This is a genomic window from Nostoc cf. commune SO-36, assembly GCF_023734775.1.
In the GTDB taxonomy this organism is placed as follows: domain Bacteria; phylum Cyanobacteriota; class Cyanobacteriia; order Cyanobacteriales; family Nostocaceae; genus Nostoc; species Nostoc commune_A.
The window spans coordinates 6,703,401-6,722,923 of the sequence record NZ_AP025732.1 but is presented as its reverse complement, the minus strand read 5'-3'; the positions used below and the strand labels follow the sequence as shown (position 1 = coordinate 6,722,923).

The 19,523-nt window shown below is 41.6% G+C and carries 12 protein-coding genes and 2 pseudogenes; 7 read left to right on the top strand and 7 right to left on the bottom strand.

Features of this window, described 5'->3' with window-relative positions; genetic code table 11:
• The first annotated feature begins 210 nt into the window (after positions 1 to 210).
• Complete coding sequence (locus ANSO36C_RS30265) at positions 211 to 918, top strand: polysaccharide deacetylase family protein (RefSeq protein WP_251957770.1); 708 nt, start codon at positions 211 to 213, stop codon at positions 916 to 918.
• A gap of 4 nt (positions 919 to 922) precedes the next feature.
• Here ANSO36C_RS30265 and ANSO36C_RS30260 read toward each other — a convergent pair whose 3' ends face one another.
• Both ANSO36C_RS30260 and ANSO36C_RS30255 read right to left on the bottom strand, forming a co-directional pair.
• A complete protein-coding gene (locus ANSO36C_RS30260; protein WP_251957769.1) occupies positions 923 to 2,053 on the bottom strand; it encodes a class I SAM-dependent methyltransferase in 1,131 nt (376 codons plus the stop codon).
• A gap of 650 nt (positions 2,054 to 2,703) precedes the next feature.
• Positions 2,704 to 3,681 (bottom strand): carbohydrate kinase family protein, encoded by a 978-nt coding sequence (locus ANSO36C_RS30255; protein ID WP_251957768.1) that lies wholly within the window; start codon positions 3,679 to 3,681, stop codon positions 2,704 to 2,706.
• A gap of 362 nt (positions 3,682 to 4,043) precedes the next feature.
• Between ANSO36C_RS30255 and pedR the strand changes: the two genes are divergently transcribed.
• The 4 genes and pseudogenes from pedR (at position 4,044) to rfbB (ending at position 7,597) form a co-directional block, all read left to right on the top strand.
• Positions 4,044 to 4,307 (top strand): photosynthetic electron transport-dependent transcriptional regulator PedR, encoded by a 264-nt coding sequence (gene pedR / locus ANSO36C_RS30250; RefSeq protein ID WP_069073632.1) that lies wholly within the window; start codon positions 4,044 to 4,046, stop codon positions 4,305 to 4,307.
• 369 nt (positions 4,308 to 4,676) lie between these two features.
• A pseudogene (locus ANSO36C_RS30245) lies at positions 4,677 to 5,377 on the top strand (DUF6391 domain-containing protein).
• An 84-nt stretch (positions 5,378 to 5,461) separates the two neighbouring features.
• Positions 5,462 to 6,457 (top strand): glycosyltransferase, encoded by a 996-nt coding sequence (locus ANSO36C_RS30240; protein ID WP_251957767.1) that lies wholly within the window; start codon positions 5,462 to 5,464, stop codon positions 6,455 to 6,457.
• 78 nt (positions 6,458 to 6,535) lie between these two features.
• Positions 6,536 to 7,597 (top strand): dTDP-glucose 4,6-dehydratase, encoded by a 1,062-nt coding sequence (gene rfbB / locus ANSO36C_RS30235; RefSeq protein WP_251957766.1) that lies wholly within the window; start codon positions 6,536 to 6,538, stop codon positions 7,595 to 7,597.
• Between the two features lie 28 nt (positions 7,598 to 7,625).
• On the opposite strand, the gene ANSO36C_RS30230 is transcribed toward rfbB, so the two are convergent.
• Complete coding sequence (locus tag ANSO36C_RS30230; RefSeq protein ID WP_251957765.1) at positions 7,626 to 7,787, bottom strand: hypothetical protein; 162 nt, start codon at positions 7,785 to 7,787, stop codon at positions 7,626 to 7,628.
• Positions 7,788 to 7,894: 107 nt separating this feature from the next.
• Between ANSO36C_RS30230 and ANSO36C_RS30225 the strand changes: the two are divergent.
• Positions 7,895 to 9,089: pseudogene (locus ANSO36C_RS30225) on the top strand (serine/threonine protein kinase).
• A gap of 270 nt (positions 9,090 to 9,359) precedes the next feature.
• Here ANSO36C_RS30225 and ANSO36C_RS30220 read toward each other — a convergent pair.
• A complete protein-coding gene (locus ANSO36C_RS30220) occupies positions 9,360 to 10,136 on the bottom strand; it encodes an ABC transporter permease (protein WP_251957764.1) in 777 nt (258 codons plus the stop codon).
• 345 nt (positions 10,137 to 10,481) lie between these two features.
• Between ANSO36C_RS30220 and ANSO36C_RS30215 the strand changes: the two genes are divergently transcribed.
• Positions 10,482 to 11,630, top strand: a complete 1,149-nt coding sequence (locus tag ANSO36C_RS30215; protein WP_251957763.1) for a DegT/DnrJ/EryC1/StrS family aminotransferase — start codon at positions 10,482 to 10,484, stop codon at positions 11,628 to 11,630.
• A 139-nt stretch (positions 11,631 to 11,769) separates the two neighbouring features.
• On the opposite strand, the gene ANSO36C_RS30210 is transcribed toward ANSO36C_RS30215, so the two are convergent.
• From ANSO36C_RS30210 to ANSO36C_RS30200, 3 genes are all read right to left on the bottom strand, one after another.
• On the bottom strand, positions 11,770 to 12,516 hold the full coding sequence (locus tag ANSO36C_RS30210) for a DUF561 domain-containing protein (RefSeq protein WP_251957762.1): 747 nt from the start codon (positions 12,514 to 12,516) through the stop codon (positions 11,770 to 11,772).
• A 215-nt stretch (positions 12,517 to 12,731) separates the two neighbouring features.
• Positions 12,732 to 16,943, bottom strand: a complete 4,212-nt coding sequence (locus tag ANSO36C_RS30205) for a DEAD/DEAH box helicase (protein ID WP_251957761.1) — start codon at positions 16,941 to 16,943, stop codon at positions 12,732 to 12,734.
• A 1-nt stretch (position 16,944) separates the two neighbouring features.
• Positions 16,945 to 18,732 (bottom strand): SWIM zinc finger family protein, encoded by a 1,788-nt coding sequence (locus ANSO36C_RS30200; protein WP_251960481.1) that lies wholly within the window; start codon positions 18,730 to 18,732, stop codon positions 16,945 to 16,947.
• Positions 18,733 to 19,523 lie beyond the last annotated feature (791 nt).

Sequence of the window (19,523 nt, the reverse complement as noted above, 5' to 3'; positions counted from 1 at the left end):
GCTAACGATCGCTTGACTTTTAAGACAGTCGCTACAATTTTCTTGATATTGCTTAAGATTTCAAGTTATAAGCACGAAGTTTCGTGTTCTGATAATTTGGCTAAAATATTGAGGCATTGTATATATGCGGTGCGATGTCTACGACGGGCTATTCGGTGTCGCAGTTTCGCAAGCAACACCTACAAAAAGTTGTCAGCAGATAAACGCAAAATGCAACTAGCTCCCCTGTTTCCAATTTTTTACAGCATTCTCCGGCCCAGTTTTCCCAACTGCCTTTGGGCTGGAAATTCTCATACTAAAGCGATCGCACTCACATTCGATGATGGGCCTCATCCTCAATACACACCCGAAGTCTTGGCAGTGTTAGACCATTACAACATTACAGCAAGTTTTTTTTGGTTGGGTGTTTGCGTTAACCGTTCACCAGACATTGCCAAAGCCGTTAGCGATCGCGGACACTGGATCGGATTGCATGGTTACGATCATCGCTCTTTTCCCATACTTTCCCCAAATGACTTGAAGGATAGTTTAGAAAAAACCCAAGCTGCCATTTACAATGCCTGCAACCTGCAACCTGAACAAGTGCGAGATGTCCGTCCCCCCAATGGTTTATTTACACCTGCTACTTTAAAATTGTTTTTTCAGTGGAATTACCGCCCAGTTATGTGGAGCGTTGTACCAGAAGACTGGGTGCGTCCAGGTGTCACCACCGTGGTACAGCGAATTATGCAGCAGGTCAAAAATGGTTCAATAATTGTTTTGCATGATGGTACTTGCGGTGGAGAAGATGTTGCTGCCACAATTAAAATTCTCATTCCGCAACTGCTACAACAAGGTTATGAGTTTGTAACTGTTGATACTCTATGGCAGCAAGTTAAGGAGCGGAGGATTGCTCTCGATAGATTAGGCGATCGCTAAATTATTAGGACTTCCCTAACAAATATTGACCGTTACCAAGAATCTCACCATTACAACCGTCAAAATACATTATGCACAAGAGCAAATAAAGTCTCCACATCCGGCAGAACTTGCCATAGTTCATGCCATAATTTAAATCTTTGATTTTTGCTTGATTTTGATCAAAATTTATCAACCAATTTCTGAGGGTATTTGAGTAATTAGCACCATTTAAATACCATTGATTAATGGTTTTTAGGTCTGTATTAATCTTTGATATAACATCATAATTCCACACCCGCATATTGGGGAAAATATATTTATTGATAAAAGGATGGCTTATATTGTAAGGTAGTTTGGTTGTGATAATGTGAATTAAAACCTTACCATCATCTTTGAGGATAGAAGCCAGCTTTGAGAATGATTTTGTTAAATTACCTACATGTTCAAACACCCCAATCGTCATAATTTTATCAAACTTAGTCTCCAAATTAATATCATTAAAGTCTTCTTCATATAGAGTGAATCTATCTGAACTAAGGTAACTCCTAGGATCTAGCATTTTCTTCCGTATATATTCGCATTGTTGATGGCTCAAATTAACAGCCGTTACTTTCACACGCGGAAACCGGGAAAGAATGTAATTTGATGCAGAACCCCAACCGCATCCCAAATCTAAAATTTCGTCTCCATCTTCAATGCCTGCTTTTGCAATTAAATCGTCGAGCATATCCATTTGAGCTTGCTCAAGGTTAGATGCTCCTTTCTCCCATAAAGCCATACTGTATTTGGGATATAAAAGTTCTGTCTCTTTCAACATCAGACTGAACATTTCTTCTGGTAGGTTGTATTGAACCTTCATTAATTCGTGTGATCCTTCTGCAAGGCGATCGCTTTCTTGTAACAGCCATTCATAGGGAACTAAAAGAGAAGGAAAATACTTGTAACTGATTTGGATAGATAGATTTAAAAGGATTTTAAGCAGAGGATCGGGGATTTTTAGCCCATTGATATAAGCCTCTGCCTCTGCCATTACGATTCCATTGAATCCAGCGATCGCTGTGCGACTCGCTTGGTAAGTAATTCGACTTTTATTATTCACATCTCCTACTAAAGGAGTATGTATTTTGATATCTTTTGGAATGCTGGAAGTCATGTATACAGCCCCAATATTTCTATTAAAATTTTTATTGTCAGATTTTGGAGATCAATGACGTGCTAGTTAAGCCAGAAGACAGTCCCAATGAAATAAGTTTCACCGCCAAGTATGAAAATGTCTTTCTCTTCCTCTGCTCTTTAAAGTCAGAAGGTTTAAGAAATAAAACTCTATCATTTTTTGCGGTGCAAAGGTTGCAGAACCTATGCATTACAATCTCGTCTTAAAGTTGAATCTGAGTTTTTGCGACAAGTTTCACGACTACAGGCAAAATGTTTAAACTTTTTCCCCTGTGCTTCATGCCCTAAAGCGACTAACCTTGAATCATTATCAAAGGTTGCCAATAACTTCTGTTAGACCTATGATAAAACTAAATAAAATTGATATTTATAAAACTAATTTATTGTATTAAAAATTAATATATTATTTTCTGAAGCTTAATAACGGCTCCAAACTAAATTTCCCAGAGGGCGTATGCAAAAATATTATGTTCCTTGCTTCTGGCTGAAGCATTTACACCCAGTGCAAAAGTGTTTCTCTTAGGGTTTTAAAACTATTTAATAAGCAGAATGGGATGACGATTTTCGTCCATTTTCTAGCCGGAAGTATCAGCCTGTGGTGGCTGATATCCCAGTGGCTTATGTTAATTCCTAGAGTTGATGTGTGGCGAGAAAAGCTTCGACTTCAGCAGCAGTCGGTTGAGAAGCGATCGCACCTGCTTTAATGGTAGTCAACGCTCCAACAGCACTGGCATAAGTGACAATACGTTTTGCTGTTTCTGCATCCCGCAAGCTGTGAATGCCGTGCTGACTCAATTGATGGATGAATCCTGCCAAAAAGCTATCTCCTGCACCAGTTGTATCAACAACAGGGATGGAAAACGAGGGTAATTTGCCTTCGTTTTCACCCAGACAATAGGTACAACCGTTTTCTCCATCTGTCACTAATACTCCTTCAATTGAAGCTAGACGATAAGTGATGGCTCCGGGGTCTGCGGTTTCAAATAGCCATTCAGCTTCTTCTTTGGAAAGTTTAAGGAAATCAACTCGCTTAAATAATTCTGGAATTTTTTGATGGGCGATATTTGGCTCATCCCAAAATACAGGACGCCAGTTGACATCCAGCACAATCTTCAAGTCGTAATTTTCTGCTAACTCTAGAGCGCGGTGAATTGCTTTTTCACTTTCAGGATAAGCTAATTCCAAAGTACCCAAAACCAGAAAATCTGCCTCTTGAAAGAGCGAACTTGGCAATTGTTTTGCTTGCAGGTGAGTATCGGCAAATTCTGCGGTATCATACTGACCAAATCCGGCGAAGGTGCGATCGCCAGCCATATCTCGTGTAACATAAACTTGCCGCGTTGGTGCTGTGGGATGGCGTTGTACTCCCGTCGTCTCTACACCTACATCTTGTAATAGCTTGACCAATTCATTCCCTGGTTCATCTTCGCCAACGGCTCCGATAAATCCTGCTGAGGTACCTAGCTTGACTAAAGCACAGGCTACGTTAGCTGGTGCCCCTCCTGGATAGGGAGTCCAAGATTTCACTTCTTCCAGCTTTAGCCCTAATTGATCGGCTAAACAATCAAACAAAATTTCACCAAGGCATAAAACACGAGGATTGCTCATCTCATTTTCAGTTTTAGATTTCGATTTGGAATTAGGAATTTACAGTATAAAATCTACAGCAATTTCTGCTTATCTGTCGCCAGTCCTTCATAGAATTAAATGGCATTTTTTACTACTTATATAATATGTATGCTTCTAATTTTTGCTGACTTTAGCTAAGTGCTTAGACGACACATTTGTTATATTGAGCTATATTTACTACTTTAAACACTGGATAGTTTATTATTGATGCCAACTTGAAATCCAAAGAAAATATTGACAATCACATTACTGCCAACACTTGAAACCCCTACCAAGAAAAGAATCTTCTAGAATTAGAAAGAGCGATTAAGTACATATACCAAGGGAGGATAGAAATAGTCATGGCTGGTGGCAAGTCTGAGACCCCCGTTAGTCTGTCAGACAGAGAACTGCAAATTATCGACTTAGTAGCCGCTGGCTTAACTAACCAAGAGATTGCAGGAAAACTGGAGATTAGCAAGCGTACAGTTGATAACCATATCAGTAATATTCTTACCAAAACTGAGACAGAAAATCGGGTAGCCCTTGTCCGCTGGGCTTTACAGTGGGGCAAAGTCTGTTTGAATGATGTCAATTGCTGTACTCTGCCTAACCAGATCGAATAAGCAATTTACTATTAGCAACGTAATTGCTCTGTCCTGGTATGGTAAGCCAATTTTGAGGTTTACTGATTGTTCCCCTTTTCACGCCTAAGTTTTCAGTGCGAACACTCTACCAAAAGTTCCGAGTCCTTCACTCAGCCGGAGTTTATGTTAGTGGAGCCAGCTGACCCTCGGACTCGGAAACTCAAAATTCAGAATTTATTTGGGGACTGGGGATTGGGGACTGGGGAGAAGCATCTACAATGCCCCATACCCAATGCCCAATGCCCCAACTCAACAATCATCTACAAAAATTAGCAACAATCCAGTGGTGCAAGCGTTACATTTGAAAGAAATCTATATTACCCCATCAGCTTTGGGAGCAGTGTTCCAATGAATACTTCCGCTTCTTCTCAAGGTACTTCGTCTCCCTTTGAATTTTTTAACTTTGGTTTTACGTCACCTGTATCTGAGAAAGTTCCGAGTCTTGAAGGTCGATTTTCAGACTTTCCGCAACCCACACAAGATGCCGACTTACTCAGACAGCTATCGTTTATTCCAGGGTTGAAAGAAATTTTGATGCTGCGGCAGGTTCACGCTTTAGAGCATGCCACTGTTTGGGTTCTTAGCGAATCAAAAAGTGCCTATCCTGCCACAGGAGAAGCCACTAACGTTCAACTAGATGATGAGCTATTAGGCGGTTTGTCAACCGAGCAAGGATTCTACCTCTATGGTGAGGTAAATATTAGTGATTTGCGGCGTGCGATCGCACTTGCTCGACATCGCATCACTAGTGGAGAATGGGATTTGGCTGTACATCCTCGTTGTGGCACAAATTTATCAGTAGCGATGCTCTTAACAGCTGGACTAGCTGTGGGTGTACATCTGTTGTTACCATTTCGACCAATTGAGCAACTTATAGGTTTGGGGTTAGCAGCACAACAGCCGCAGAACTTGCACCTGATTTAGGTTCTGTGGCACAGCGTTATCTAACAACTGCAATTCCTTTTAACCTAGCAATTGAGAATATTACCCGTACACGCGACGTTTGGGGGCGTGAGGCACATTTTGTTAAAGTGGCCTGGCAAGAGTAGGAATAAGACGAATGAGGAGGATGAAGAAGATATTGCCCCTTCATCTACCCCTGCTTTACCATTTCCCACTCCGATAAAAAAATTATGAGAAAACTTTACTTCTTACTCCCCGGTACAGATGGCAAATTTGCTTGTGGTGGTCTTTGGGCTGAGTTAAAAGCCCTTAATCTGGTTCAGCAGTTTTGTAGTGCTGATGTTGTAACTTACCGTCAACGGGAAAAAGATAAACTTTTTCTTGATGATTTGCTAAAAGAGAAAAATTTAAATGATGTAATTTTTGTCATCAGTTGGGGATTTGATGTAGCTCAACTCGTGGCTAAACTTAAGCAATACAATGTGGTTTACCATGCACACAGTGCAGGTTATCCATTTAGACTACCTGCGAGTATTCCGATTATCACTGTTAGCCGTTACACAATGGGATACTGGGGAGAAAAATCACCCAATTCTTTGATTTATTATTTGCCCAATCAAATTTCTGATGAATTTCAAAATTTAGAGCAGGAACGGGATATTGATGTTTTAGTTCAGGCTCGCAAGTCTTCTGAATATTTAATGAGAGAATTGATTCCAGCGTTGCAAAAACGTTGTAAAGTATTGGTTGTCGATTCATACATAGAGGATTTACCTGGACTATTCAACCGAGCTAAGGTTTACCTATATGATTCGGCTGAGTACTGGGCGCAACAGCGTGTTAGCGAAGGATTTGGTTTACAACCAATGGAAGCTCTTGCCTGCGGTTGTCAAGTATTTTCTAGTGTCAATGGTGGACTAGCTGATTACTTAGATCCTGGATTTAATTGCTATAAGATTGCTGGATATTCTCAAGAATATGATGTCCAACGTGTTCTCAAAGTGATTGATTCTTCAGTAGCTTTTAGTTTGTCTGAAGGGTTTTTGGCTGAATATCGGACTGAAAATATTATTAAGCGTTTCCAAGTTATTCTGGATGAGTTAAATGAGTTTTTTGATCACAAGATTCAGCAGCCATCTAATATTAAGAGTTTGACGAAAATACGGATGGCGAAATTACTTGCTCAGAGGATATATGGGAAGCTGAGGAAGAAATATTTTAAGTAATAGAAACGTAGACGCGTAGAGGCTTGCCGTAGGCTACCGCAGAGGCGCAGAGATCACAGAGAGAAGAGAGGAAATAGAATGAGTCGGCGGTTATTAGTTACTGGGGGTGCAGGGTTTATTGGGGCGAATTTTGTGCATCACTGGTGTCAGGTTTATCCAGATGATCAGGTGGTGGTGTTGGATGCGCTTACCTACGCGGGAAATCGTCTCAATTTGGCGCTGGTTGAGGGAAGAGAGAATTTTCGGTTTGTAGAAGGGGATATTTGCGATCGCACCATCATAGATGAGTTATTTTCAACCGAAAATATTGATACCATCGCCCATTTTGCTGCTGAATCTCATGTTGATCGTTCAATTCTTGGGCCGGCTGCTTTTGTACAAACTAATGTAGTGGGAACTTTCACCCTGCTAGAAGCTTTTCGACAACATTGGGAAGCAAAAGACAAGCCATCTGATTATCGTTTCCTACACGTTTCTACAGATGAAGTTTACGGTAGCTTGGGCGCAGATGATGCAGCTTTTTGTGAAACTACACCTTACGCTCCCAATAGTCCCTATTCAGCCTCAAAAGCCGGTAGCGATCATTTAGTCCGTGCTTATTATCATACTTATGAACTTCCAACCATTATCACAAATTGCTCTAATAATTACGGCCCTTATCAGTTCCCCGAAAAGCTAATTCCCTTGATGTGCATCAACACTTTGATAGGTAAGCCATTACCTGTTTATGGTGATGGTAAAAATGTACGGGATTGGCTTTATGTAGGCGATCATTGCCGTGCTTTAGATGTGGTAATCAATCACGGTCAACCAGGGGAAACGTATAACATTGGTGGCAATAACGAGGTGGAAAATATTAACCTCGTCCAACTTTTGTGTCAAATGATGGATGAATTAGCACCTGATTTACCAGTGCGTCCAGCAGAGCAGTTGATTACTTTTGTTAAGGATAGACAGGGACATGACCGGAGATATGCAATTAATGCGAACAAAATTAAAACTCAACTTGGTTGGACACCTTCAGTAACAATTGCTGAGGGTTTGCGTTTAACAGTTGAATGGTATCTCAATCATCGTGATTGGTGGGAACCTTTACTGTCTGCCCAATATCAAGCTTACTATCGCAAAAATTATCTGTAGAATCAGCAAAAACGCCTATATCACTAATTTACCATACACCGGCAACGACGCGCAAGGATGCCAACAACGTGCCGTAATCATTGTTTTCTGTGTATTCCTGAAATATCTCGGTTAAATAATCGTCGATTTGTTCTGGGTGCTTGCGAAAGTATTCTTCTTCAAATTCATCGAGTGTTCTAAGTTTTCTCACGGTTTAGCTACTCTTTGGTCAAAAAATTATCAGGCTCCCACAATTTCTGTAGATAATGACTATCCTTGAATATAAGGGAATCAGAGTAAATTGTCAGCAGGTGTCAGATGCTGCAAGCAGAACAGATATTACAAGATCGTTATCAAATCCAACGCCAACTCGGCAACAATGGAATTCGTCAAACTTGGCTAGCATTGGATTTACAAGCCTCTGATGGCGAAAATTCCACCGTTGTAGTCAAACTTTTAGCCTTTGGCGGTACTGTCCAGTGGGATGACTTGAAACTTTTTGAGAGGGAAGCACAAATACTTAAACAGCTAAATCATCCCCGCATCCCTCGATATATAGATTATTTTTGTATCGACGATCGCACACTTTGGTTTGCCTTAATCCAAGAATATATCCCTGGTGAGTCACTCAAGGAAAAACTTGCTATTGGCGAAAGGTTTTAGTGAAAAACAAGCTAGAAAAATTGCTGTTGAGGTTTTAAATATTCTCATCTATCTACATGAGTTAAATCCAGGCGTGTTGCATAGAGATATTAAACCGAGTAATTTAATTTGGGGCGAAGATAATCGGATTTATTTAGTTGATTTTGGTGCAGTTCAGGATAAAGCGGCAAGAGAGGGCGTTACTTTTACCGTTGTCGGTACTTATGGTTATGCCCCAATGGAACAATTTGGTGGTCGAGCAGTTGCTGCTTCAGACCTCTATGCACTGGGTGCGACTCTGATTCATTTGTTAACAGGAACTTCCCCTTGTGATTTACCCCAGCAGGATTTGCGGTTGCAATTTGCAGACCGAGTTAACTTGAGTCCCAGTTTTATCAATTGGCTACAAAAGTTGATAGAACCTGCTCCAGAACAACGATTTACTGATGCCCGCGAAGCGCTGAATGTTCTCAAATCTCGTTTGGCTATCAAATCTGCAAACAAGAGTCAGCTTTTGCCGCTAAAAGAAATAATCAACAATTCTGGATGTGGGATAAATAATCACAATGAAACAGTCCCAGAGGAAATTCTCGGTTGGAATTGGGGCGCATTTCTCATGCCTTGGTTGTGGATGTGGTCGAATCAAGTCTGGTGTGGAGTGTTCTGTTTTATCCCAAAATTTTCATTGTTTCTGGCGATCGCATTCGGTGCAAAAGGCAATGAATGGGCTTGGAAAAGTAGACGGTGGAACAGTATTGAACAATTCAAAGCGCATCAGAGAGGTTGGGCGATCGCTGGTATTCTAATTGGAGCGCCTACTAGTATTATGTTGTGGGTTCGAGCGATCGCTGTACTCAAATCTGTATTTTAAGGCAGTATGAGGGTAATTTTGTAGTGGCGTGGCAAGACTAAATTGTTGCGAAAAAAATTGTAGGTTGGGGAGCCACTGCGTTGGGCGGCTATGCCGACTTGTAGCACGTGGCGTTTGAGGAACGAAACCCAACTTTTTACGGGGTTTGTTGGGTTGCGCTTTGCTTAACCCAACCGTATTGATTTATAGCACAATTGAACCAAGCACTGTTGATTGCTCTTGATCTGCCAGGGCAAGATGATGAAATATTCTTGGATGTAGATTAACTCTTCACCTCACCAACTGCGCGGCAGAATTGAAAAATTGACGACACAATCCTTTTGTGACTAAAACTGTTGTCAATAAGTTAGCAAAAGCCACCATGAACATAATCAAAATTTCGTAAGAGACAGCATCTAGAGGTTTCACACCAGCTAGTAACTGTCCGGTGGTAATTCCTGGTATTGCGACCATCCCTATAAGTATCATTTGATTGAGAGTGGGAATCAATGCCGCTCTGATACTATCTTTGCGGTACTGGCTAACTGCTTGCTCTGGAGTAGCACCTAAACTCAAGTGGGTTTCGATTTCGAGATGGCTGGAATTAATGGTGCTGACAAGGCGATCGCCTGCGATCGCAGCTGCATTAGTAGCATTACCTAAAACTATCCCTGCCAAGGGAATTATATACTGTGGCTCATACCATCTTTCTGGTTGGATGATCAAGAAGTTGGTGTAAAGCACTGTCAGGACGGTACTAATTAAAATTGCACCCCACACCAAAGGCAACAGATGAGGAATTTTTTGGCTGATGCGATTTCGTGCGACAATCGCCGTAATTGTCAGCATTATTGCTAATAGCGCCAAAACTGCCCAAGCATTGTCTAAAGCCAAGATGAAATCTAAAATGTATCCCAATACAAGAAGTTGTAAGATGGTTCTCCCAGTAGCAAAGGCTAAATTTAGCTCTAGCCCTAATTTTTCCCAGGCAGATACACCAATGGCGATCGCCATCAATCCGACAGCAACAGCTAAATCTACGAAATCCAGCTTGATCAGATCCTGCATGGGTTTTCTATCTCCTGGTATTTTCTTTTCAAAACAGTCTACACAGTTGGAACTTTGATCCGATGTGTTTGATCTGGAGTAAAAGGGACTGGGGACGGGGATGAGGGATTGGGTTTTCAAACGAAAAATTATGGAATTTGTTCTCACCCCTGCCAAATTTTTACATATTTTCCCTGTCCCCAGTACCCTGCGGTAGTTTCCCGTCTCACAATTTAAGTAAAAACCCTAATAAGATGCGTATTTTGGGCGATAGTCTTTTAGTAGCTCCTCTTTGATTAACAATTCAATCAGCAAAAATTGACTGTCGAAGTGCATCCTTTGTATCTCCCGATAAAATGAGAACTCATGATCCAAAGTGTAAATCCTATCCCTGCCTTTGATATCAAGCAGCAATACACCACCATCGAAGCAGAAATAAGTGCAGCCGTCTTAGAGGTTTTGGCTTCTGGCCGCTATATTGGCGGCCCCTTAGTCCAAGGCTTTGAACAACAGTTTGCCGCTTATAATACTGTTACTGAATGTGTGGCTTGTAATTCTGGTACTGATGCGCTCTACTTAGCGTTACGAGTCTTGGACATTGGTGCAGGCGATGAAGTGATTACAACGCCTTTCACCTTTATTGCGACATCTGAAGTGATTAGCGCCGTGGGTGCAAAGCCTGTTTTTGTTGATATTGACGCGACTACGTTTAATTTGGATGTGGAGCAAGTTGCGGCGGCGATTACATCCAAAACTAAAGCGATTATCCCGGTTCACCTATTTGGACAACCCGTGGATATGACATCATTGATGGCGATCGCTCAGTCTCACAATTTGTCAATCATTGAAGATTGCGCTCAGTCTACAGGGGCAATTTGGGCTGATCAAAAAGTAGGAAGTATTGGACATATTGGTTGCTTTAGTTTCTACCCTACCAAAAATCTTGGTGGTTGCGGCGATGGCGGAGCAATAACGACTAATGACCCTGCGATCGCCACTAAACTGCGAATACTACGGGAACATGGTAGTAAAATTCGATATTTACACGAAGAAATAGGTGTAAATAGCCGTTTGGATGCTCTCCAAGCAGCTATTTTGCAGATTAAGCTACGTTATTTAGATATTTGGAATGATCGCCGACGAGATATCGCCAACTATTACTACCAGTACCTGTCTCAAGTTCCGGGGATCGTCCCACCCCAAGAATTACCTGCGGGTATTGGGGTATGGAATCAATACACTGTTCGCATCTCAGGCGAAGGGCGAAATGGTTCTAGCGCCAAATATCGAGATTGGGTGCGTAGTCAATTGCAAGAGCAGGGTGTAAGTTCAATGATTTACTATCCCCACCCTTTACATTTGCAGCCAGTGTATCAAAGTCTGGGCTATCAAATTGGGGATTTACCTATAGCAGAGCAAGCTTGCCATGAGGTCATATCCTTGCCGATGTTCCCAGAACTGACACAACAGCAGCAAGACCGGGTGATTTATGCGTTGAAGGATTGTTTGGGGTGAGGGGAGTAGGGAGTAGGGAATAGGGAATAGGGAATAGGGAATAGGGAATAGGGAATAGGGAATAGGGAATAGGGAATAGGGAATTTTAATATTCACCACTCCCCCTCCCCACTCCCCACTTCCCACTCCCCATTCAAAACTAAGCGATCGCGCGGTTGTTTGCAGTTGCTAAGGCTTCTACTAAGCCACGCACAGCAGCAATCATTGCCACTTCGCTATTGAGTTGGTTGATGGCAGAACCAACACCAACACCAGCTGCACCAGCTGCGATCGCTAATGGTGCAGTAACGTTAGAAATGCCTGAAGCACACAATACAGGTACTGAGACTACACGAGAAATTTCAAAAGCTGCTGCCAAGGTGGGAGCAGCTTTTTCAATTAATCCTAAAGTTCCGGGGTGGACTGGCTGACTGCTAGTACCGCCTTCAGTTTGAATAATGTCTGCTCCAGCTTTCACCAGTTCTTCTGCTAACTGTACTTGTTGATCTAGTTCCAGGATGTGGGGAACGGTGACAGACAGAGTAATTTCGGGGAAAAGAACGCGGGTTTGCTTAGTCAGTGCTAGCACTTCCAAAGCCTCAAAGCGGCGTCCTTGAGCATAGAAAGAATCGAAATTGCCGATTTCAATCAAATCAGCACCAGCTGCCACAGCTTGCACAAATTTCTCTGGTTCTACTGCTGATACACAAACTGGTAAGTTAGTCAAACTTTTAGCTAGCTGGACTAAGGCAGGATCGGCAGCGATATCGACAAAAGTAGCACCGCCAAATTCAGCAGCTTTGACAGTAGCAGCGACGCTAGCGATGTCGAAGTTATTCAAACCGCTGATCACTTTCAGAACGCGGCGGTGATTAAATGCACGTTGGAGTGTGGAATGCATCGTCATAGTTTGGCTTTTGAAGCTACGAAAATTAGGTATATTCTACCGTCCCTCTGCTGATTGGGGAGTAAATCACCTATCGCAGTTGCCAAATCTTGATAGTTTTATCCTTTTTTTCGCATTAGCGTAGTTTACCGCCGCAGGCATCGCAATATTGTAGAATTTTGCACTTGGAGCTTATTGAATGAGCGATTTTTGTCAAAAAAACCTTGGTAAATGCCTTAACCTTCGCTAATTAACTGTAACAATACTTCCGTCGAAATTTTGCCACTGATATCAGCACCTTCCAATAGGCTGTCTGCCAAATCTCGCTTGTGGTGGTGCAACTGCACAATCTTTTCTTCTATAGTATCCTTTGCTACTAGACGATAAATGGTAACAGGGCGTTGTTGCCCAATGCGATGGGCGCGGTCTGAGGCTTGGTCTTCCACTGCGGGATTCCACCAAGGGTCTGTATGAATCACATAATCAGCCGCAGTTAGATTCAGTCCTGTACCGCCCGCCTTGAGACTAATCAGAAAGACATCTCCTGAACCAGCTTGAAATGCATCTACCCGTTTTTTGCGCTCTACTACTGAAGTACTGCCATCTAGATATTGATAATTAATACCTTGCTGTTCGAGGTAATCGCGGATAATGTGCAAATGGTCAACAAACTGACTAAACACTAACGCTTTATGACGATTTTCCAGCAGTTCACCCAGCACTTCACCAAAAAGTTGTAACTTGGAACTGGGTAATTCAGTGTCAGGCATAACGAGGCTGGGATTACAGCAAGCGCGACGCAGTTTCATAATCTCAGCCAAAACTTGCAAATGTTTCTTTCCTGCTTCGGCATCAGTTTCGGTAAGTTTAGATATTGCCTGACGGCGCAACGCTTCATAGAATGCCTTTTCCTCTCGACTTAACTCTACATGCAACAAAATTTCGGTACGAGATGGCAACTCTTCTAATACTTGATTTTTTGTCCGCCGCAACAAAAATGGTTGAATCAGTTTCTTGAGTTTATTACGTGCAAGTTTATCTTGATATTTTTCAATGGGGGTAGCAAAGCGTTGATTGAAGCTTTCAAAAGAACCCAATAACCCAGGATTAATAAAACGGAATAAATTCCATAACTCACCCAGGTGATTTTCAATGGGAGTCCCAGTAGTCAGCAACTTAAAATTAGATTTTAGGTTCATGGCTGCCTGAGAACGTTTAGTGGTCATATTTTTAATCGCCTGGGCTTCATCCAGGACAATTGTTTGCCACTGTACACTAGAAAGCATTTGCGCTACTTCTTCCTGCTGTAATAAACCATAGCTGCATACCAACATATCCAACGGTTGTAAACCATCCAATAATTTTTGACGGTTAGCACCAGAAAATTGAATAATATTGAGAGTTGGGGCAAACTTCTGCGCTTCACTCACCCAATTCATACACACAGAAGTGGGGGCAATAATTAGGGTTGGGCCTTCATGGGCATTTCTGAGAATGACAGCCAATGCTTGCAAGGTCTTACCCAGTCCCATTTGGTCTGCTAAACAAGCGCCCACACCCCAATGTGCTAGCCGCGCCAGCCAACAAAAACCCTCCATCTGGTAGTCTCGTAGTTCTGCAAGAAGTGTAGATGGCAGTTCCGGCTGGAGGTTTTGCACCTCCTTAAGCCTCTCTCTATGTGCCTTCCAATGTTTATCTGCTTTTACCTTACCTACCTCATCGACAAAATCCTCTAACCCTAATGTTGCCAAGGGGTGAAAACGAATACCTTTACTATGTTTTTCCGAAAACATCCGTAATTCGTCGAGGCGTTTCCGAAAAGCTTGAGTTAAAGCCAAAAATTGACCATCACCAAGGGGGATAAAACGGCTGGGGGTTTTCTCCAATAGTTCTAGTAGCTGCTGCATATCTAGCACTAGGTCGTTATTCAATTTCAACTCCCCAGTTGCTGCAAACCAGTCTTGCTGACGTTGAATTGATAAATTAAAGTCTTTCAAGTCGGCATTGTGGCTAACACGCAGTTTTTCTCCTTGTGGCCATTCTATGACTACTTTATTTCCCAGTGCTTGCAGTTCTAGCAGCAGTTCTAAACAGTCTTCTGGATTGTCTATAATCCATTCACCATCTTGTTCTTCAGTTTGAGTCAAGGTGGCGCAGGCGGCTACAGCATCTTTGACAAGTTGCTTTTCTTCAGACAGATTTCGTCTAGTTTGCAGACGTTTACCGTCAATCTCGGCAATTACAGTTTCACCACCTGTACCAGGACGATAGTAGGGGCCACCTTGGGCAAAGGGACGCGACAAAAGGCTGATTTTCAAGCCGGCATTGGCAGGTAAAAGATGAATATGGGGTAGAGTTTGGGCGGGTACTTCTTCTGCACCTTCTGAACCGCCACCAATGTCAGAATGTACGGTAACGATGCCAGAGACGGCATTTATGGCTGCTAAAACTTGTTTCTCTGCGATCGCAGGCACATTTAATTTATTATCTATACCAATAATCTCCGCAATGCGTCTGTGTTCGGCAGTAATTTCAATGACTTTGATGCGGGTTGGAGTCTCTTTAATATGCAGAATATTTTGTGATTCTGGTAATTTGGGAGAAAATTCCAAGGTGAGACGATCTTGTTTCCCTTTTTTAACCAGTAGTTCTGGTTCTCCTTTGACAATTTCTACACGGATATTGGGTGTATCTTCCCAAAAAACTAACGGGTGTCCAATTAAAGCAGAGATGGCTTTTTCACCGAAGGTATAATCAACTTTGCCGTAATAGCCATCACTATATGTCTCAATACAACTACATACCCGCATATCTTGGGGGGTGATGTAATCAAACTCAGATAATGCACTGCTTAGACGCTTGAGGGCTATGGGGCGACCTTTACTCCATTCTCCTTTGGCATTAACTTTTTGTTCCTTTGGTTGTAAGACACATCTGCTGGGATAGAAGGTTATGAACCATGCTAAACGCAGTTCCGATTCTGGTTTTCCTGGGGTTTGTGGTTCTTTTTGGAGATTTGCCAGGGCATTGAGGCACATTTCCCAAGCTTCTTGCGGTCGAATTAAGTCTACGATGGTTTGGATATTGCTATCTTCTCGCAGTGCCTCTGCAAGTTGTTTATAGTTACTACTTGGTTTGAGTCGAGATAGGAGTTCTGCGGTTTCCATTGCTAACCAGTGATAACCGGAAGCGAGCGATCGCCGATACAATGGTTCTAGTAAATTAGGTAAGCGTTTTTTAGCACTCTCAGCATCCATCCAGTAAAGGCATAGCGAACAAAACAATGTTTGTAAGCTATTTTCTTCTTCCACGGAAGAAATATGACCACTGACTACAAATTGTTTTTGAGTAATATCACCTTGGTGGACTTGCAGTACCATTTTCAGTCTGCCATAAATGAACCTGAGCCAATGATCTGATTGACGGGACATCAAACTGGTGTACTCTTCTGCTTCTTTGAGGCGTTGCACTGAACCATCTTTTAAAAGTGCAAGGATAAAAAATAAGCCCCCAATTGTATTGAAATATATTTGCCGTTTGCCTGTAGCCTTTTTGATGGCTTTCAGGGCATCTTTATAATATTTGATGGCTTGTTCATTATCACCCCGCAGAAAATTTAACCAACCCCAAACGATCGCAGCGTTATTTTGATATTCTTTTGATATCCGCTCCAGACTTTCTTGTGCTTCTTGGGTACAACCCTGTAACAACAGTTGTTCTGTCAAAATCAGATGTAAATAATCTGAGCAATGTTTTCCAGGTGTAGAGCATTCTTCTTCTAGCAGCATCAACGCATCTTCAGAAGCGGATAATTTTAAGGCTGAATTGAAGAGGATACTTGATATGCCACTTTCATATAATGCTTGTGGAAGGGTCTTAAACCAATCTGCATCAAATGGATTATTGTATATTTGCTCAAAAATATTTTCTATTATTATTTTTTCTTCACTATCAGCGTACTTCTGATAATCTTCAATTTGCTGATTAATAAAACTAAGGTCTTGACGATAAATACCAATGCGGATTTCTCTGATACACTGGCGTAAGCTGTAGAATATTCGAGAATCTCTGTTCCAGTGAGTACGTATTGGTAGCTTCTCCTCTACTGCTGTAACCAGGATTTCAAACTGTCCGGTTTGTACAGCGTGGCGAGTAGCAATTTCTGTGAGTAACGGATGACATTCAGCACCTTGCCTGTTTTCCTGTATTAACAAGCCTGCTTTTAAAAATTTATCAATTTGGGAACTGAGGGTTTTAGTAACCCAAGGTTTATTGTTTTCATCTAAAGCATCAATTTTACTAAGACAACTTACGAATGAATTTTTGTCTATCGGTGCATAAATTACCGAAAATAACTGGATAATTTTTTGTAAGGAAGGGTGTAACTCGAAATATTTCTTTGCGAGTAGTGCTTGTTGTATTTTGGAATTAGGCTCAAAAATAGTCATATTATGTATTCAGTTCTTTAAATAATTCCATTAATTTGCGTTTACGTCCATGAGCCGCTTCTAATTTTGAGCGATAAGCAGACCATTCAGCTTTTTGTCCTAGTTGAATATAAGCAGCCTTGACTTTTTTGAGCCAACTAACCGCAGCGTCATAACGGTCAGCTTTCCCTTGTTCCATAATTGGTTCTGCCCGTCTGCGAGCGTTATCAATTACCCAATTTGGACGATGGGAAACTGCTGCATCCATGACTCGATGAACCAATTCTGAAGTATAGTAAGTATCTCTCTCTACTGTTTTAATTGCATCATCAATTAATCCCTCATGTAGAAAAATATCAACTTGAGCTTCTCGTATTCCCCAATCTGGCTGATCTCGTAGTGTTTGCAGTAAATCTTGTTTGAGTGTCAACCAAGTTTCTCCTGCATAGTCTTGAATCTTACCATAGTCTCGAAACGATGGTCTGATTTTAAAAGCAATGATGCTGGCAGTTAACGCAGTGGCATTATCTTCTAATCCTTGGGCTAAATCACTTGTCCAAGTAGCAAATTCATATAAACAGTTACCTGTTAAATTGATACCTGCTTGGCATATTTCTAACGCTTCAACCAAATACCCATCTTCTCGCAATATTTTTGCCAAGGCAAAACCCTCTTCTGCTTTTTCCATCAGAATTTTAGCCGCAGACATGGCTTCTTCTACTCTTCCCAAAGCTGCTAATTGCGTCAGGTATTGCAGAGTCATTTCTTCTGCTAAAGCTAGATTTAAATACTCTGTGTAACGATTTTGACGTTCAAGAATTTGCAAGCGAATCAATGCTAAATCATCAGCATAGCTTGGTCGTTCATTTTCCCAAAGTTCTGCGCTATCATCTCCTTGCATAATTTCTTGCAGTGGTTCATAATCCCAACCTTGACGCAATGCTTCTAAACTCATACTAAAGTCTGCACTGATTTCGTCTTGCCAGGATTCCAACATCAACTGCAAATCTACTATTTCTCCTGTAGACATTTCTGCACACAAAATTGCTTCTGTCCAGGCGCTATCAAGAGGTTCTGCAATGGAATAACTGTCTCCACCGTAATCTAGCAACTCGTCCCATTCTTGGGCATAAGTTTCGGTAATAGTTTCGAGAATTGCGATCGCATTATTGCCATCTCCATTTTCTGCTAACTCCCGCGCTTTCTCAATTACAGCCAGTAAATCATCTGTAAATGGGTCTTCTTCTGAACCATACTCTAATTCTTTCAATCCATCCCGCAAAATCCGCTTGACATGAGAGCGAAAAGGTGATGTGTCAATTTTGCTTTGACGGGTAGAAGACTGTTTTGTTTGCGGTTTTGGCAAGTCTATCAAACTGACAAACTCATCAATATCATCAATTATTTCCGGTCTATTTTCCACCAGTTCTTGCAGTAATCGCTGAGTTTGAAGGATATCGAGGCGATTTAATAATTGTTCTAGCGTTGGACGTTCTTCAATGATCTCTGATTGACGCGAACAGCTTAATAAGGTGGCAACAATATGTTTGCACCAGCCATCATAATCATAAGGGCAAGTACAACAAGCTGAGGTGATTCCACCTGCATCAAAACGAATACTGACTCGATATGGTGTGATTTCGCCACCTTCTACCTCTGCTTGAATCAGATTACCTCGTTTTTTGAGATCAGCGTTAGCGAAGCTCACCGAAGGTATCGCACCCCTGCGATAATATTCTTCACCACGACTGTATGATGAAGCGTTGGAATTATGGCGTATTATTGCTTCAGAAATTCCTGGAATCGACATAGCACCCAAGTCTTTTATTTTTAGCTTACGCTTAAGTTTATTCAAATGATATTTTTCTTTTTCCCCTGCTCCCCTGCCTAAGTAAGTAGGCATGATTAAAACAATTCGCAATTCGCAATTAAGTTTTGTGACGGGGATTTATACTCCGACACAAAACGGGCTGCCTGTCTTGCTGGGGACTTAAACCCCCAAAGTTTGTTAAATATTAAGATGTCATTGCGAGTGAAGCGAAGCAATCGCAAAGTCTCTGGGATTGCTTCGCTTCACTCGCAATGACGGAACATATTATATTTATTTACGCCCATTTACTTATACCATTTAACTTTAATAATGATACAAATACGCTGGTAAGGGCTTGTCTTTGCCCATAGGTGTCAACTTAACGTAAAAGCTATGTCTCGCAAGGAACTGAAGTTCCTTGCTAATAGCGAAAGTCATCTGAAGATGACTAAATAATCCGAAAAATCTTGAGTCTACTTTAGTAGACTTTAACTATTAGCCTTGGAATTGATTCCAAGGCGGGTGTGGAGGCAAAGCGAGAAGCTATTTTTAGCTTAAGTTGACACCAATGGGCAATGCCATGCCCCTACGATAAATCTATGTGTATCAGGCTTTTCGTGAATTGGTATTACACAGCGATTGATTATTATTTTTAATTGGAAGTCCCTAATGTATTGGTCGAGACGTTAGCATTCTTGCAAATACTCAAAGCCTGGATTTTCACTCAATATCCCCGCCATCCTCAGAGGACAGACTTTTAACGCTGGGGTAAATCTAACTAAAATTGTTTC

Excerpts from the sequence above, each read along its gene's own strand:
- ANSO36C_RS30265 (WP_251957770.1), top strand. The coding sequence starts at position 211 with ATGCAACTAGCTCCCCTGTTTCCAATTTTTTACAGCATTCTCCGGCCC.
- ANSO36C_RS30215 (WP_251957763.1), top strand. The coding sequence starts at position 10,482 with ATGATCCAAAGTGTAAATCCTATCCCTGCCTTTGATATCAAGCAGCAA.
- ANSO36C_RS30240 (WP_251957767.1), top strand. The coding sequence starts at position 5,462 with ATGAGAAAACTTTACTTCTTACTCCCCGGTACAGATGGCAAATTTGCT.
- pedR (WP_069073632.1), top strand. The coding sequence starts at position 4,044 with ATGGCTGGTGGCAAGTCTGAGACCCCCGTTAGTCTGTCAGACAGAGAA.
- ANSO36C_RS30260 (WP_251957769.1), bottom strand. The coding sequence starts at position 2,053 with ATGACTTCCAGCATTCCAAAAGATATCAAAATACATACTCCTTTAGTA.
- ANSO36C_RS30200 (WP_251960481.1), bottom strand. The coding sequence starts at position 18,732 with ATGTCGATTCCAGGAATTTCTGAAGCAATAATACGCCATAATTCCAAC.
- ANSO36C_RS30220 (WP_251957764.1), bottom strand. The coding sequence starts at position 10,136 with ATGCAGGATCTGATCAAGCTGGATTTCGTAGATTTAGCTGTTGCTGTC.
- ANSO36C_RS30205 (WP_251957761.1), bottom strand. The coding sequence starts at position 16,943 with ATGACTATTTTTGAGCCTAATTCCAAAATACAACAAGCACTACTCGCA.
- ANSO36C_RS30210 (WP_251957762.1), bottom strand. The coding sequence starts at position 12,516 with ATGACGATGCATTCCACACTCCAACGTGCATTTAATCACCGCCGCGTT.
- ANSO36C_RS30255 (WP_251957768.1), bottom strand. The coding sequence starts at position 3,681 with ATGAGCAATCCTCGTGTTTTATGCCTTGGTGAAATTTTGTTTGATTGT.
- rfbB (WP_251957766.1), top strand. The coding sequence starts at position 6,536 with ATGAGTCGGCGGTTATTAGTTACTGGGGGTGCAGGGTTTATTGGGGCG.